Here is a 14,527-nt window from a genome sequence, read left to right as displayed (position 1 = left end):
CCGACCCCGCCGGGCGCTCAGGGGGCGGCGGCGAACGCGTCCAGGGCGGCGACCACCCGCTCGCCGATGCCGTGCCCGCCGCCGTGCCCGCCGGACTCGACGATCTCCAGCCGGGCGTCCGGCCAGTCCTGGGTCAGCCGCCAGGCGATGTCCGGCGGCCCGCTGACGTCGAGGCGGCCCTGCACCAGCACCCCGGGAATGCCGGCGAGGCGCCCGGCGTCACGCAGGAGCTGACCGTCGGGCAGGAAACCCAGGTTCGCGAAGTGGTGGGTGACCAGCCGGGTGAACCCGTACCGGAACACCGGGTCGGCGTAGCGGGGGCTGGGCGCGTAGCCGCCCGCGAGGGAGACGTGCACGTCCTCCCACGCGCACCAGTCACGCGCCGCCCGGTCCCGCACCGCCGGGTCCGGGTCGTCGACCAGCCGGGCGTACGCGGCGGCCAGGTCACCGTCACGCTCGCCCTCGGGCACCCCGTCGCGGAAACGCGCCCACTCCTGCGGGAAGACCCGGCCCATGTCCCGGGTCACCCACTCGATCTCCCGGCGGGTGTTGGCCACCACGCTGAACAGCACCAGCGCGGTGACCCGAGCCGGGTGGGCCTGGGCGTACGCCAGCGACAACGCCGAACCCCAGGAGGCGCCGCACAGCAACCACCGGTCCACGCCCAGGTGCGCGCGCAGCAGCTCCATGTCGGCCAGCAGGTGCGCGGTGGTGTTCACCGACAGGTCGGTGGCCGGATCGGCGGCCGGCGGGGTGCTGCGCCCGCAGCCGCGCTGGTCGAACAGCACGATCCGGTAGGCCCGCGGGTCGAACAGCTGCCGCCACGACGCGCCCGCGCCGGAGCCCGGGCCGCCGTGCACCACGAGCGCCGGCCGGCCGCCGGGGTTGCCGCAGGTCTCCCAGTAGACGCGCTGGCCGTCGCCGACGTCCAGGTGGCCCCACGCGTACGGCTCGATCGGCGGATACATGACGGCGACCCTCCCACCACAACGAATACAACAGCGCTGTTACATTAGCGGACGTGACCGCCCCCGACCGCGACGCCCTCGGCACCCTGCTGCGCCACGTCCTGGACACCCTCGACGCCGACGTCGCCGCCGTGCACGACCGCCTCGGCCTCACCGACTACCGGCCCCGCTACTCACCCGTGCTGCGCGTCCTCGTCACCGACGGGCCGCTGCCCATCCGCGACCTGGCCACCCGCGTCGGCGTCACCCACTCCGCCGCCAGCCAGACCGTCGCCGGCATGCGCCACGCCGGCCTGGTCACCCTCACCCCCGGCACCGACGCCCGCCACCGCATCGTCACCCTCACCGACCGCGCCCGCGCCCAGCTGCCCGCCGTCGAAGCCGAATGGGCCGCCACCACCGCCGCCATGCGCCGGCTCGACACCGAACTACCCGTACCCCTGGCCGACGAGCTGCACGCCGTGCTCACCGCACTGCGCCGCCGCCCGCTACGCGAGCGCATCGCCGACACCGGCCTGCTCCCACCCGCCGGCGGACACCCGCCCCCGGTAAGCAACGGATAACCTTCCGGGCATGACTATGCGCCCGATCCGGATCATCGGCGACCCCGTCCTGCGCACCCCCAGCGAACCGGTCACCACCTTCGACGCCGAACTACGCGCCCTCGTGCGGGACCTGATGGACACCCTGCTCGGCGCACCCGGACGCGCCGGCGTCGCCGCACCCCAGATCGGCGTCAACACCCAGGTGTTCGTCTACGACGCCGACGGCCACCGCGGCCACCTCGTCAACCCCACCCTGGAACTGTCCGACGAACTACAGGACGACGACGAGGGCTGCCTGTCCATCCCCGGGCTCTACTTCCCGGCCCCCCGCGCCCTGCACGCCACCGCCCACGGCCACGACCAGCACGGCGAACCCCTCACCATCACCGGCAGCGGCTTCCTCGCCCGCGCCCTGCAACACGAGACCGACCACCTGCGCGGCCGCCTCTACGTCGACACCCTGCGCGGCGACACCCGCCGCCGCGCGCTGCGCGAGATCCGCGCCGGACGCTTCGACTCACCCAGCCGCGGCCGCTGACCCCACCCGGGCCACCAGCGAGAACTCGTCGTAGTCGGCGACCCGGGTGAACCCCACCCGCTCGTACAACCGCACCGCCGCCACGTTGTCCGCCTTCACGTTCAACACGACGTGCCCGACGCGCTCGCGCAGCCGCGCGCACAACGCCGCCACCACCGCCGCACCCAGACCCCGACCCCGCCACCGCGGAAGCGTCGCCACGTTGCCCAACGCCGCCACCCCGTACACCGGCGACCACACGTGCACCCCCGCCACCGCGACCAGCTCACCGCCGTCACGCACCCCCACGTACTGCCCGGTCTCCACCATCCGAGCGTCGAACCAGTTACCCGGATACGCCCGCTCGTAGAAACGCCGCAACCCCGGCAGGTCCGCCGCGCCCAACACCTCGCCCGCCGGCGTCACCCCCGCCAACCGCCCCGGCACCGTCAACGCCATCCGATGGTGCCGACCACCCGGGGCACACCGGAACGACCCGGCCAACGCTCCCAGCAGCCCGGGGGACAGGTGCGCGTACAACCGGGCCGGCAACACCGGCGCCACCCGCGTCAACAACCCCGACAACGCCGCCACCCGATCCGGCGCCGCGAACGCCAACAACGTCGGCGGCTCCACCCCGTGATACAGCAACACCACCTCGTCGCCGCAGCGGAACCACGACGTGTACGGCCAGAAGAAATCGTCCAGATCACCCAACTGGTAGGCGTGCAACACCGGATCCCGACCCAACAGGCCGGCCAACACCGACCGGTCGTGCTCCGCCCGCACCGCCACCTCAGCGCGCCGTCCACTGGTCGTAGCCCAACCGCGCCACCAACGCCAACACCACCACCAGCAACACCACCCGCACGAACCCGGCGCCCCGACGCAACGCCATCCGCGCGCCCACCGCCGCCCCCGCCACGTTGCACACCGCCATCGCCGCACCCAACGCCCACCACACGTGCCCGCTCGCCCCGAACACCACCAACGCGCCCAGATTCGTCCCCGCGTTCACCACCTTCGCCATCGCCGACGCGTGCACGAAATCCGCACCCACCAACGCGGTGAACGCCAACACCAGGAACGTCCCCGTGCCCGGCCCGATCAACCCGTCGTACAACGCGATGCCCAACCCGGCCACCACCACCGCCGCCACCACCCGCGCCCGGGTCCGCCGCGACGGCGCCGCCACCACCCCCAACCGCGGCCGGGTCAGAACGAACACCGCCACCGCCACCAACACCACCAACACCACCGGCCGGTACGCGCCCGCCGGCACCGCCCCCGCCAACGCCGCACCCAACCCCGCCGTCACCACCGCCAGGCCCGCCGCCGGACCCGCCACCACCCAGTCCAGCTTCGTGCGCCGCGCATACGTCACCGCCGCCGTCGACGTACCGAAGATCGCCGCCAACTTGTTCGTCCCCAACGCCGTCGCCACCGGCACCCCCGGCGCCGCCACCAACAACGCCGGCAACAACAGCAGACCGCCGCCACCCACCACCGCGTCCACCCAGCCCGCCAAGGCGGCCACGGCCAGCAACGTCGTCAACGCCCCCACATCCACGCCGCGCATTCTGCCCACCCCGCCACCCCCGACGAAAACGCCTGTGGCCAGCCTCACCGGCCCCGACGCCGCCGCAACCACACCCCCACGCACGCCACCGCCACGAACACCAGCATCGAACAGCACAGCAGCTTCAGCACCCGGCCAGCCTGCCAGAGCGACGTAGGGTGTGCAGGTGCGCCTGGCCACCTTCAACCTGCTGCACGGCCGCTCCCTCACCGACGGGCTCGTCGACCCCGACCGGCTCACCGCCGCCGTCACCGCCCTCGACGCCGACGTCCTCGCCCTGCAGGAAGTCGACCGCGACCAGACCCGCAGCGGCAAACTCGACCTCACCGCCCTCGCCGCCCGCGCCCTGAACGCCGAGCACCACCGCTTCGCCGCCGCCGTCGTCGGCACCCCCGGCGAACAGTTCCGCCCCCTCACCCACGACGACGACGGCCACGGCGAACCCCTCTACGGCGTCGGCCTGATCAGCCGCCTGCCCGTCCGCACCTGGCAGGTCACCCGGCTGCGCGCCGCACCCGTGCGCTCACCCATCTACGTACCCGGCCCCGGCGGCGGACTCGTCCTGCTCCGCGACGAACCCCGCGTCGTGCTCGCCGCCGTCCTCGACACCCCCCACGGCCCCCTCACCGTCGCCGCCACCCACCTGTCCTTCGTCCCCGGCTGGAACATCTGGCAACTACGCCGCGTCGTGCGCGCCCTACGCGCCCTGCCCGCCCCCCGGATCCTGCTCGGCGACCTCAACCTCCCCGCCGGCCCCGCCGCCGCCCTCACCCGCTGGCGACCCCTCGCCCGCCGCGCCACCTACCCGGCCGGGCAACCCCGCGTCCAACTCGACCACGTCCTCGCCGACCCCCACCACCTCGACCGGCTCCCACCCGTCACCGCCGTCGACACCCCGCTGTCCACCATCTCCGACCACCGGCCCCTCGTCGTCGACCTCGGCTGAGAAACCTCACCCCAAGCCGGCCTGCCGCTCCGCCGCCCGCACCGCGTTACGGAACAACATCGCCACCGTCGTCGGACCCACCCCACCGACCCGCGGCGTGATCGCCCCCGCCACCTCCGCACACGACTCGGCCACGTCCGGCAGCAACCGCCGCCCCTCGTACCGCACCCCACCACCGACCACCACCGCACCCGGACGCACATGCTCCGGCCGCACGATCCCCGGCACCCCCGCCGCCGCCACCAGGATCTCCGCCCGCCGCGTATAGCGCGGCCAGTCCGCCACCCCCGTGTGCACCACCGTCACCGCCGCGTTCGCCGTCGGCCGCTTCTGCGCCAACAACATCGCCAACGGCCGCCCCAACGTCGCGCCCCGACCCAGGACCACCACCTCCCGGCCCGACACCGGCACCTGATGGAACGCCAACAACGCCTCGATCCCCGCCGGCGTACACGGCAACGGCCCCGGCAACCCCAACGCCAACCGACCCATGTTCACCGGATGCATCCCGTCGACGTCCTTGTCCGGATCCAACTCCGCCAACGCCCGGTCGTAGTCCAGCCGCCCCGGGATCGGATGCTGCACCAGCACCCCGTGCACACCGGCGTCGGCGTTGAAATCCGCCAGCACCGCATGCAGATCCGCCTGCGACGCCGACGCCGCCAGATGCACGTGCGGCGACGCGAACCCCAACTCCGCCGCCTGCCGAGACTTGATCCGGATGTAACCCGCGCTCGCGTCGTCGTCACCCACCAGCACCGTCGCCAACGCCGGCGTCACCCCCGCCGCGCGCAACCGCGCCACCGACGCGGCCACCTCGGCCAACACCTGATCCGCCACCGGCCCACCCGGCAACAACCGCGCGGTCGCACCGGACACCACGGAAACCGAAGAAGAAGACATGCGACACCTCGCCCGCGGAGGCCCAGGCGGTCGACCCCCACGACGAGCTCCCCGATGGTCCACCCATCCCCGTGCCGCCAGTCGCGTCCCCCTCAGCCTGCCACAACCCGCCGCGACACCGCATCCACCACCCGCTGCCACGCCGGCAACGACGCCAGCACCGCATCCGCCCGCCGCCGCCGATCCGCCACCGACGCCACCCCAAGATCCGCCAACACCGCCTCGAACGCCGGCCACGCCGCCCGCCCCCGCTCCGGCGCCACCGCCGCCAACACCGCATGACACCGCGCGTACGTCACCAGCACCCAGAACATCGCCTCCCGATGCCGCCCCGCCGCCACCAGCTCCGCCGCACCCCCGAACACCACCGGCCGCCCCGCCACGCCCAGATCCGCCCCGAACGCGAAACCCTCCCGCGGCAGTCGCGCCACCTCCTCGAACACCACCGCCAACCCGGCCAGATGCTCCCGCACCCGCCCCGCGCCCACCCCACCGCCGTCCAACGTCGCCAACAACTCCGGATACCACCCACCGAACCCGTGACCCGCCAACACCTCCGACGCCCGCACGTACCGCCGCCGCACCGTCGGATCCACCAACCCCGCCACCGCCGGCCAGACCGCCAACACCTGATCCGCCACCGGCGCCCCCGCGTCCAGCACCCGCAACCCGTCCTCCACCCGCCGCCGCACGCCCGCGCACCGCCGCCGCACCCACACCCGATCGGCGAACCCCGCCGCCACCCGCCGCCGCACCACGGCCAACCGCCCCGACGGATCCGCGATCACCCCATCGGTACGGAACATCGGCGCGAACACCCACGACCCCAACACGTCCTCCGGGCCACCCAACTGCGCCCAGGTCACCGTGCTGACCTCCAGCAGCACCCCACCACGGACGAACTTGCCCACCTTCGCGCCGGGGGAGCCCCGCACCAGCAGCACGTCCACGTCCGACGACGCCGGCAACACCGCGTCGTCCGGCAAACCCACCGTCGACCCGCTGAACAACGCCCCCTCCACCGACGGATCGGAGCGCATCCGCTCCCGCACCCAGTCGACCGCCACCGCCCGTGCCGCACCCACCCGCATCCGGCCGATCCTGCCAGCGCCGCGCCCGACCGGTCGGACAACCGCCACCGATGGATTCATCTTCGCGAGCGCTCAGAAGCTGATGACGCGGACGGATCGGCCGAACGACACGGCGCGCGGTGGTCTGCGCGGCGACCTTCGACGCCCGCCTCAGCGCCGGTCCACCGACAACCCCGACACCGCCCGGTTCGTGCGGTTCGCGGCCACCGCCGCCCGCTGCTGACCCGCCGTCACCTCGATGTACGTCTGCGACGACGCCAACGACGCGTGCCCCAGCAACCGCATGATCTCCGCCGCGCCCGCGCCGTCCTCCGCCAGGCGCGTCGCGAACGTGTGCCGTAACGCGTGCAACCGCGCCCCCCGCGGCACCCGGTCACCGATGCCCGCCCGCCGGTAACACGACTCCACCAGATACTGCAGGCCACCCCGACGCAACGGCTCACCCACCCGGTCCACCAGCAACGGCCCGTCCGGCCGCACGCTGCGCCCCCCGAACCGCAACCGCCGGCTCTCCAAATAGCCGGCCAACACCCGGTCCACGCCCGCCTCGATCGGCACCGTCCGCGGCCGCCCGCCCTTGCCGGCCACGTCGACGCGCCGCTCGCCGTCCCGCCCGGCCACCGACGACACCCGCAACGCCAGCAGCTCCGACAGGCGCAACCCGGCGCACAACGCCAGCGCCAGCACCGCCAGGTCCCGCTCCGGCCACGGGTCGCGCTGCCGGCCCTCGGCCCGCGCCACCGCCGCCAGCAACTCCTCCGGGGTGTCCTCGCCGCGCAGCGGCTTGGGCCGGGGGAGCGGCGTGCGGGGCCGCCCCACCGCCGGCATCGGATTCCCGGATACGACGCCCTCGGCCACCAGGAACGTGAAGAAGCTGTTCCAGGTGGACCACGCACGGTGGACGGAGGCGGCGGCGCGGGGAGCGGCGAAGCGGGCGAACGCCGCGCGCATCACCCGCGGGGACAGGGCGCCGATCGGCAGCCGGCCCGAGGGGAGGGGAGTGGCGTCGTCGCCGTCCGCCGCGACCAGCGCCGCCACCGCGTTCAGGTCCCGCCGGTACGCGGCCAGCGTGTGGGGGGAGGGCTTGCGGGTGGCCCGGGCGGTCAGGAACTCCTCGATCAACGTTCCTACCGCTTCGTCCGGTTTGTCATGCATAAGGGATATTATGCATGATTTTCGCGTTCCCGCCAGGCCGCCGCGCCGGGGGAGAGCGGCCGGAAAACGCGTTGCCGTGCCCGCAGACTGGGCCCCGTGGTGGAGATTCGGCCTGGCCGGGCCCGCCGGTGTGGTTCCACGGCGACGTCTCCGCCGGGAACCTGCTCGTCGCGGACGGGCGTCTGACTGCGCTGATCGACTTCGGGCAGTGCGGGGTCGGCGACCCGGCCTGCGATCTGGTGCCCGCGTGGACGTGGTGCGTCGGCGTGGAGCGTGCGGTGTTCCGGGACGCGGTCGGGTTGCCGGCCGACGCGTGGCGGCGGGCGCGCGGGTGGGCGTTGTGGAAGGCGCTGGTGACGCTCGCGCACGGGGTGGGGCCGGGCGAGGAGCAGGCGCGGGTGCTCGGCGCGGTGCTGGACGATCCGGTGGCGGAATGAGGTCCGGGGAGGCCAGGATCCGGTTTACTTGACATAATGTAGATTATCGAATCGCGTACGTGGGTTGGTCGGGGCGGCGGGGTCGGTGCCGCACCCCGCCGCCCCGCGTCCGGCGAGGTCAGGCCCCGACGTAGGCGGCGAGGTGCTCGCCGGTGAGCGTGGACCGGGCGGCCACCAGGTCGGCCGGGGTGCCCTCGAAGACGATCCGGCCGCCGTCGTGCCCGGCGCCCGGGCCGAGGTCGATGATCCAGTCGGCGTGCGCCATGACCGCCTGGTGGTGCTCGATGACGATCACCGATTTGCCGGCGTCGACGAGCCGGTCGAGCAGGCCGAGCAGTTGGGCGACGTCGGCCAGGTGCAGGCCGGTGGTCGGCTCGTCGAGGACGTAGACGCCGCCCTTGTCCCCCATCCGGGTGGCGAGCTTGAGCCGCTGCCGCTCCCCTCCGGACAGCGTGGTCAGCGGTTGACCGAGAGTGAGGTAGCCGAGCCCGACGTCGGCGAGGCGGTCGAGGACGGCGTGGGCGGCCGGGGTGCGGGCGTCGCCGGCGCCGAAGAACTTCTCGGCTTCGCTGACCGGCATGGCGAGGACCTGGCTGATGTCGCGGCCGCCGAGGTGGTAGTCGAGCACGGCTGCCTGGAACCGCTTGCCCTCGCAGTCCTCGCAGGTGCTGGCGACGCCGGCCATGATGCCCAGGTCGGTGTAGATGACGCCGGCGCCGTTGCAGGTGGGGCAGGCGCCCTCGGAGTTGGCGCTGAACAGGGCGGGTTTGACGCCGTTGGCCTTGGCGAAGGCCTTGCGGACGGGGTCGAGCAGGCCGGTGTAGGTGGCCGGGTTGCTGCGGCGGGAGCCGCGGATGGGGGTCTGGTCGACGCTGACGACGTCGTCGCGCTTGGCCAGTGAGCCGTGGATGAGGGAGCTCTTGCCGGAGCCGGCGACGCCGGTGACGACGACCAGCACGCCGAGTGGGATGTCGACGTCGACGTCGCGCAGGTTGTGGGTGCGGGCGCCGCGGATGGGCAGGGTGCCGGTGGGTGTGCGCAGGGTGTCCTTGAGGGTGGCGCGGTCGTCGAGGTGGCGGCCGGTGGTGGTGTCGCTGGTGCGCAGCCCGTCGACGGTGCCCTCGTAGCAGATGGTGCCACCGTCGGCGCCGGCGCCGGGGCCGAGGTCTACGGCGTGGTCGGCGATGGCGATGGTTTCCGGTTTGTGTTCGACGACCAGGACGGTGTTGCCCTTGTCGCGCAGGCGCAGCAGGAGGTTGTTCATCCGGGCGATGTCGTGCGGGTGCAGGCCGATGGTGGGTTCGTCGAAGACGTAGGTGACGTCGGTGAGCGACGAGCCGAGGTGGCGGATCATCTTGGTGCGTTGGGCCTCGCCGCCGGAGAGGGTGCCGGCGGGGCGGTCGAGGCTGAGGTAGCCGAGGCCGATCTCGACGAAGGAGTCGAGGGTGTCCCCCAGTGCGGCGAGCAGCGGGCCGACGGAGGGTTCGTGCAGGGCGCGGAGCCAGGTGGCGAGGTCGCTGATCTGCATGGCGCAGGCGTCGGCGATGCTGATGCCGTTGATCTTCGAGGAGCGGGCTTCGGGGCTCAGCCGGGTGCCGTCGCAGTCGGGGCAGGTGGTGAAGGTGACGGCCCGTTCCACGAAGGCGCGGATGTGGGGCTGCATGGCGTCGACGTCCTTGGCGAGCATCGACTTCTGGATGGCGGGGATGAGGCCGGTGTAGGTGACGTTGATGCCCTCGACCTTGACCTTGGTGGGTTCCTTGTGCAGGAGGTCGTGCAGTTCCCGCTTGGTGTAGTCGCGGATGGGCTTGTCCGGGTCGAACATGCCGCTGGCGCGGAAGATGCGGCCGTACCAGCCGTCCATGCTGTAGCCGGGGATGGTGATGGCGCCTTCGTTGAGGGTGCGGTCGGCGTCGTAGAGGACGGTGAGGTCGAAGTCGGTGACGTTGCCTCGGCCCTCGCAGCGGGGGCACATGCCGCCGAGGCGGGTGAAGGTGGCTTTCTTGGTCTGGGTTCTGCCGGCGCCGCGTTCGACGGTGATGGCGCCGGTGGCGCGTACGGAGGGGACGTTGAACGAGTAGGCGTTGGGTGGGCCGATGTGGGGTTGGCCGAGGCGGCTGAAGAGGATGCGCAGCATGGCGTTGGCGTCGGTGGCGGTGCCGACGGTGGAGCGTGGGTCGGCGCCGATGCGTTCCTGGTCGACGATGATGGCGGTGGTGAGGCCTTCGAGGATGTCGACCTCGGGTCGGGACAGGGTGGGCATGAAGCCTTGGACGAAGGCGCTGTAGGTCTCGTTGATGAGGCGTTGCGACTCGGCGGCGATGGTGCCGAAGACCAGGGAGCTCTTGCCGGAGCCGGAGACGCCGGTGAACACGGTGAGGCGGCGTTTGGGCAGTTCGACGTCGACGTCGCGCAGGTTGTTCTCGCGGGCGCCGTGTACGCGGATGACGTCGTGGCTGTCGGCGTGGGCCGTGGTCATGGGGTCTCCGTCCCGGTGGTGGGGTTCAGTCCAGCCAGCGGCCGTGGCGCATGAGCGTGCGGCCGGGCATCTCGTCGACCTCGCGCCAGGCTTGGACGCGGTGGGGTGTGATGCGGTACCAGCGGTAGGGCGTCAGGGTACGGGGGTCGAAGCCGGTGCGGGTGGCGAACCGCTCCCCTCGTTCGGTGGGCAGCGGGGCGTTTGCGCGGGTTCAGTGCCGCTGGTTGATGCGGATGAGGTTGCCGGTGGGGTCGCGGAAGGCGCAGTCGCGTACGCCGTAGGGCTGGTCGGTGGGTTCCTGGACGACGTCGGCGCCGCTGGCCTGGAGACGGTCGAACAGGGCGTCGAGGTCGTCGGTGGCGAGGGTGAGCGCGCCGTAGCTGCCCTTGGCGATGAGTTCGAGGATGGTGCGGCGTTCGTCGTCGGTGATGCCGGGGTCGGCGGCCGGGGGGTGCAGGACGATGCCGGTCTCGGGTTGTTCGGGTGGGCCGACGGTGAGCCAGCGCATGGTGTCTCCGCGGCCGACGTCGTTGCGGAGTTCGAAGCCGAGGGTGTCGCGGTAGAAGGCGATGGCGGCGTCGGCGTCGGTGTGGGGCAGGAAGGCGTAGTGGATGGTGATCGTCATGGTGGTCACGCTAGCGGGGGTGGTTCGGGTCGGGCTTCTCGATTCCTGATCGGTCGGGTGACCTGTTTGGTGAGGCACGGGGGTGGTTCGGCGGTGGGGGGCGCGTGGCGGGCGCGGTAGGCGCTGGGTGGTTCGCCGACGAGTTCGGTGAAGCGGGTGCTGAAGGTGCCCAGTGACTGGCAGCCGACGGCGAAGCAGACGTCGGTGACGTTGAGGTCGCCGCGTCGCAGCAGGGCCATGGCGCGTTCGATGCGGCGGGTCATGAGGTAGGCGTACGGGGATTCGCCGTAGGTCTGGCGGAACTGGCGGCTGAGGTGGCCGGCGGACATGTGTTCGCCGCGGGCGAGCGCTTCGACGTCGAGGGGTTGGGCGTGTTCGCGGTCGATGCGGTCGCGGACCCGGCGTAGCCGGGTGAGGTCGCGCAGGCGTTGGGCGAATGCGGGGTCGTCGGGTTGCACGGGTGCATCTTCGCTGGTGGGTCGGGGTGTCGGCCACCTTCTGGGGCGGCGTTTCGACGGCAGACGTGGGGACGGTCAGCGCAGCCGGCGGGCGGTGAAGCGGGTGGGCGGGTCGGCGATGGCGTCCTGGGCGGCGACGAGCTGCAGTTCGCGGGTGCCGGCGGCGAGGGTGTCCGCCAGCACCGCGAAGATCGAGTTGGTGGTGCGTTCCAGCGCGGTCTCGGGTGAGCCGGTGGTGGCGAGGTGGGCCAGGTAGAGCGCGGCGGTGACGTCGCCGCAGCCGTTGGGGCTGATCGGCAGCAGCGGGGTGGTGACGGCCCAGGCGCCCTCGCCGGAGACGGCGACGACCTCGAGGTGGCCCTCGGGCAGGTCGCCGTGCAGGACGCTGGTGACCAGGACGTGTTCGGGTCCGGTGGCCCGCACGGTGTCGACGGCGGCGAGCAGGTCGTCGAGGGTGTCGGTGCGGCGGTCGGCGAGGAACTCCAGCTCGAACTGGTTGGGCGTGACGATGTCGGCGCACGGTACGACGGTGTCGCGCAGGTATTCCGGGATGCCGGGGCGGACGAACATGCCGCGCCCGACGTCACCCATGACCGGGTCGCAGCAGTAGAGGGCGGCGGGGTTGTCGGTCTTGACCCGGGCGACGGTGTCGAGGATCACCGCGCCGACGGCGGGGTCGCCCTGGTAGCCGGAGAGGACCGCGTCGGCGGTGCCGAGCACGCCCCGGTCGGCGATGCCGGCGATGACCTCGGCGACGTCGGTGGGGGCGAGCAGCGGGCCGCGCCAGGCGCCGTAGCCGGTGTGGTTGGAGAAGTGCACGGTCAGCACCGGCCACACCTCGTGCCGCAGGCGTTGCAGCGGGAACACGGCGGCGGAGTTGCCGACGTGGCCGTAGGCGACCGAGGACTGGATGGACAGGATCTTCACCGGCTCATGGTCGCATCCCCGCCGGTGGTCACGCTCAGTGGTCGTCGGGCGACGTGCGGGGGTAGCGTCGACCGCTCGGCTCAGGGTTCGACCGTCGGGCGCGTGGCCTGTTTGGGCGCAGCGTGCGGTGGGGGCATGGAACGAGGGGTTCTCGCCATCTGGACGGAGGAAGCACGGATGCTTTCCGCACTCGATCGTCGGAAGACCATCGCGCCGCCGGGGTACAGCCGCTGGCTGATCCCGCCGGCCGCGCTGGCGATCCATCTCTGCATCGGGCAGGTGTACGCGACCAGCGTGTACAAGAACTCCCTGATCGCGCACTTCGACACCGGGCAGACGGCGATCGGCGTGATCTTCAGCATCGCGATCGTGATGTTGGGCCTGTCGGCCGCGGTGGCGGGCACCTGGGTGGAGGCGAACGGGCCGCGCAAGGCGATGTTCGTCTCGGCGTGCTTCTGGGCGGCCGGGTTCCTGGTGGGCGCGCTGGGCATCGCGACCTCGCAGCTGTGGCTGCTGTACCTGGGGTACGGGGTGCTGGGCGGCATCGGTCTGGGGATCGGGTACATCTCCCCCGTCTCCACGTTGATCAAGTGGTTTCCGGACCGGCCGGGCCTGGCGACCGGTCTGGCGATCATGGGTTTCGGTGGTGGGGCGATGGTGGCCTCTCCCCTGTCCCGGCAGCTGCTGTCGTTCTTCGACTCCGGGTACGACCCGTCGAACAGCGGGTCGACGGCGTCGGGTTCGGCCCTGGTCTGGCTGTTCGTCACGCTCGGTGTCGGCTACTTCGTGATCATGATGTTCGGGGTGTTCAACGTGCGGGTGCCGGCGCCGGACTGGCGCCCGGCCGGGTTCGACCCGGCCAGCGTGGCGGCGAAACCGCTGGTGACCACCGCGAACGTGTCGGCGGCGAACGCGGTGAAGACCCGCTCGTTCTGGCTGCTGTGGGTGGTGCTGTTCTGCAACGTGACCGCGGGCATCGGCATCCTGGAGCAGGCCAGCCCGATGATCCAGGACTTCTTCCGCGACAACGGCACCTCGGCGGTGTCGGTGGCGGCGGCCGGCGGTTTCGTCGGGTTGCTGTCGCTGTTCAACATGGCCGGCCGGTTCGTCTGGTCCTCGACGTCGGACGTGATCGGCCGCAAGCCGATCTACCTGGTGTACCTGGGCGTCGGGCTGGTGACGTACCTGCTGCTGGCGTTGTTCGGGCAGACCGCGACGGCGTTGTTCGTGCTGCTGGCCTGCGTGATCCTGTCGTTCTACGGCGGCGGGTTCGCGACCGCGCCGGCGTACCTGCGGGACCTGTTCGGCACGTTCGAGGTGGGCGCGATCCACGGCCGGCTGCTGACCGCGTGGTCGGCGGCGGGGGTGGCCGGCCCGCTGATCGTCAACGCGTTCCTCGACGCGCAGGGCGAGCCGGGCACGTTGACCGCGTCGGCGTACCGGCCGGCGCTGTTCACGATGGTCGGGGTGCTGGCGGTGGGGCTGGTGGCGAACCTGCTGATCCGGCCGGTGCCGCAGCGGTTCCACGAGCCGGCGTCGGGCCGGGACGAGATGGCGGACGGGCAGCTGGTGACGGCGGACAGGAGTGGATCGTGAACGAGCGCAGCGGTGGCGGGCAGCAGGTCCGCCTGGTGGTGTCGTGGCTGGTGGTGGCCGTGCTGCTGGGTTACGGGGTGGTGCAGACGCTGATCACGGCGGCGAAGCTGTTCACGCACTGAGTGCGGCGCACGCGCGGCGGCCCGGGGTTCTCCCCCGGGCCGCCGCCGCTTCTCTACAGGCCGCCGGCCACGCGCAGGACCGCGCCCGTGGTGTAGGAGGCGTCGGGGCCGAGCAGGTGCGCGATCGCGCCGGCGACCTCGTCGGGCTCGCCGGCGCGGCCCAGCGGGATGCGGCCGGC

The 14,527-nt window shown here is 72.5% G+C and carries 17 protein-coding genes; 6 read left to right on the top strand and 11 right to left on the bottom strand.

Features of this window, described 5'->3' with window-relative positions:
• Positions 1-17: 17 nt before the first annotated feature.
• Positions 18-968, bottom strand: coding sequence for a prolyl aminopeptidase (gene pip / locus ACGFI2_RS03785; RefSeq protein WP_393510137.1), 951 nt, complete (start codon positions 966-968; stop codon positions 18-20).
• Positions 969-1,021: 53 nt separating this feature from the next.
• On the opposite strand from pip, the gene ACGFI2_RS03780 reads away from it, so the two are divergent.
• Together ACGFI2_RS03780 and def are read left to right on the top strand one after the other, a co-directional pair.
• On the top strand, positions 1,022-1,531 hold the full coding sequence (locus ACGFI2_RS03780) for a MarR family winged helix-turn-helix transcriptional regulator (RefSeq protein WP_393510134.1): 510 nt from the start codon (positions 1,022-1,024) through the stop codon (positions 1,529-1,531).
• A gap of 10 nt (positions 1,532-1,541) precedes the next feature.
• Complete coding sequence (def, locus tag ACGFI2_RS03775) at positions 1,542-2,051, top strand: peptide deformylase (protein ID WP_393510131.1); 510 nt, start codon at positions 1,542-1,544, stop codon at positions 2,049-2,051.
• On the opposite strand, the gene ACGFI2_RS03770 is transcribed toward def, so the two are convergent.
• Positions 2,031-2,819, bottom strand: coding sequence for a GNAT family N-acetyltransferase (locus ACGFI2_RS03770; RefSeq protein WP_393510128.1), 789 nt, complete (start codon positions 2,817-2,819; stop codon positions 2,031-2,033). The genes def and ACGFI2_RS03770 overlap by 21 nt on opposite strands.
• A 7-nt stretch (positions 2,820-2,826) precedes the next feature.
• Positions 2,827-3,609, bottom strand: a complete 783-nt coding sequence (locus ACGFI2_RS03765) for a sulfite exporter TauE/SafE family protein (RefSeq protein ID WP_393510125.1) — start codon at positions 3,607-3,609, stop codon at positions 2,827-2,829.
• A gap of 166 nt (positions 3,610-3,775) precedes the next feature.
• Here ACGFI2_RS03765 and ACGFI2_RS03760 point away from each other — a divergent pair, with 166 nt between their 5' ends.
• On the top strand, positions 3,776-4,555 hold the full coding sequence (locus ACGFI2_RS03760) for an endonuclease/exonuclease/phosphatase family protein (protein ID WP_393510123.1): 780 nt from the start codon (positions 3,776-3,778) through the stop codon (positions 4,553-4,555).
• Positions 4,556-4,561: 6 nt separating this feature from the next.
• Here ACGFI2_RS03760 and ACGFI2_RS03755 read toward each other — a convergent pair whose 3' ends face one another.
• From ACGFI2_RS03755 to ACGFI2_RS03745, 3 genes are all read right to left on the bottom strand, one after another.
• Positions 4,562-5,458 (bottom strand): bifunctional 5,10-methylenetetrahydrofolate dehydrogenase/5,10-methenyltetrahydrofolate cyclohydrolase, encoded by an 897-nt coding sequence (locus ACGFI2_RS03755; RefSeq protein WP_393510120.1) that lies wholly within the window; start codon positions 5,456-5,458, stop codon positions 4,562-4,564.
• A gap of 92 nt (positions 5,459-5,550) precedes the next feature.
• On the bottom strand, positions 5,551-6,549 hold the full coding sequence (locus ACGFI2_RS03750) for a hypothetical protein (protein ID WP_393510117.1): 999 nt from the start codon (positions 6,547-6,549) through the stop codon (positions 5,551-5,553).
• A 150-nt stretch (positions 6,550-6,699) separates the two neighbouring features.
• Positions 6,700-7,704, bottom strand: coding sequence for a tyrosine-type recombinase/integrase (locus ACGFI2_RS03745; protein WP_393510115.1), 1,005 nt, complete (start codon positions 7,702-7,704; stop codon positions 6,700-6,702).
• A gap of 14 nt (positions 7,705-7,718) precedes the next feature.
• On the opposite strand from ACGFI2_RS03745, the gene ACGFI2_RS03740 reads away from it, so the two are divergent.
• On the top strand, positions 7,719-8,141 hold the full coding sequence (locus tag ACGFI2_RS03740; RefSeq protein ID WP_393510112.1) for a phosphotransferase: 423 nt from the start codon (positions 7,719-7,721) through the stop codon (positions 8,139-8,141).
• Positions 8,142-8,259: 118 nt separating this feature from the next.
• On the opposite strand, the gene ACGFI2_RS03735 is transcribed toward ACGFI2_RS03740, so the two are convergent.
• The 4 genes from ACGFI2_RS03735 to pdxY all read right to left on the bottom strand — a co-directional run bounded on the left by ACGFI2_RS03735 (position 8,260) and on the right by pdxY (position 12,630).
• The gene (locus ACGFI2_RS03735) at positions 8,260-10,620 is read right to left on the bottom strand and encodes an ATP-binding cassette domain-containing protein (RefSeq protein WP_393510110.1); all 2,361 of its coding nucleotides are present in this window, start codon (positions 10,618-10,620) and stop codon (positions 8,260-8,262) included.
• Positions 10,621-10,831: 211 nt separating this feature from the next.
• Positions 10,832-11,245: a VOC family protein gene (locus tag ACGFI2_RS03730; RefSeq protein ID WP_393510107.1), complete on the bottom strand. Its 414-nt coding sequence runs from the start codon at positions 11,243-11,245 to the stop codon at positions 10,832-10,834.
• Between the two features lie 5 nt (positions 11,246-11,250).
• Positions 11,251-11,703, bottom strand: coding sequence for a helix-turn-helix transcriptional regulator (locus ACGFI2_RS03725; protein ID WP_393510104.1), 453 nt, complete (start codon positions 11,701-11,703; stop codon positions 11,251-11,253).
• A gap of 75 nt (positions 11,704-11,778) precedes the next feature.
• A complete protein-coding gene (gene pdxY / locus ACGFI2_RS03720; protein ID WP_393510102.1) occupies positions 11,779-12,630 on the bottom strand; it encodes a pyridoxal kinase PdxY in 852 nt (283 codons plus the stop codon).
• A gap of 177 nt (positions 12,631-12,807) precedes the next feature.
• Here pdxY and ACGFI2_RS03715 point away from each other — a divergent pair, with 177 nt between their 5' ends.
• A complete protein-coding gene (locus ACGFI2_RS03715; protein ID WP_393510100.1) occupies positions 12,808-14,226 on the top strand; it encodes an OFA family MFS transporter in 1,419 nt (472 codons plus the stop codon).
• Positions 14,223-14,348, top strand: coding sequence for a hypothetical protein (locus ACGFI2_RS03710; protein ID WP_281941262.1), 126 nt, complete (start codon positions 14,223-14,225; stop codon positions 14,346-14,348). The genes ACGFI2_RS03715 and ACGFI2_RS03710 overlap by 4 nt, the downstream gene beginning before the upstream one ends.
• Positions 14,349-14,401: 53 nt before the next feature.
• Here ACGFI2_RS03710 and ACGFI2_RS03705 read toward each other — a convergent pair.
• The coding region (locus ACGFI2_RS03705; protein WP_393511600.1) for an SDR family oxidoreductase at positions 14,402-14,527 on the bottom strand (126 nt) is incomplete at its 5' end.

This window comes from Micromonospora sp. NPDC049282 (assembly GCF_043197045.1).
In the GTDB taxonomy this organism is placed as follows: Bacteria; Actinomycetota; Actinomycetes; order Mycobacteriales; family Micromonosporaceae; genus Micromonospora.
The sequence above is the reverse complement of the archived record's forward strand: the minus strand, read 5'-3'. Positions and strand labels throughout refer to the sequence as shown.

Bases quoted from the DNA above. Each gene is read 5' to 3' on its own strand.
- pip (WP_393510137.1), bottom strand. From the start codon at position 968: ATGTATCCGCCGATCGAGCCGTACGCGTGGGGCCACCTGGACGTCGGC.
- def (WP_393510131.1), top strand. From the start codon at position 1,542: ATGACTATGCGCCCGATCCGGATCATCGGCGACCCCGTCCTGCGCACC.
- ACGFI2_RS03765 (WP_393510125.1), bottom strand. From the start codon at position 3,609: ATGCGCGGCGTGGATGTGGGGGCGTTGACGACGTTGCTGGCCGTGGCC.
- ACGFI2_RS03755 (WP_393510120.1), bottom strand. From the start codon at position 5,458: ATGTCTTCTTCTTCGGTTTCCGTGGTGTCCGGTGCGACCGCGCGGTTG.
- ACGFI2_RS03750 (WP_393510117.1), bottom strand. From the start codon at position 6,549: ATGCGGGTGGGTGCGGCACGGGCGGTGGCGGTCGACTGGGTGCGGGAG.
- ACGFI2_RS03745 (WP_393510115.1), bottom strand. From the start codon at position 7,704: ATGCATGACAAACCGGACGAAGCGGTAGGAACGTTGATCGAGGAGTTC.
- ACGFI2_RS03740 (WP_393510112.1), top strand. From the start codon at position 7,719: ATGATTTTCGCGTTCCCGCCAGGCCGCCGCGCCGGGGGAGAGCGGCCG.
- ACGFI2_RS03735 (WP_393510110.1), bottom strand. From the start codon at position 10,620: ATGACCACGGCCCACGCCGACAGCCACGACGTCATCCGCGTACACGGC.
- ACGFI2_RS03730 (WP_393510107.1), bottom strand. From the start codon at position 11,245: ATGACGATCACCATCCACTACGCCTTCCTGCCCCACACCGACGCCGAC.
- ACGFI2_RS03715 (WP_393510100.1), top strand. From the start codon at position 12,808: ATGCTTTCCGCACTCGATCGTCGGAAGACCATCGCGCCGCCGGGGTAC.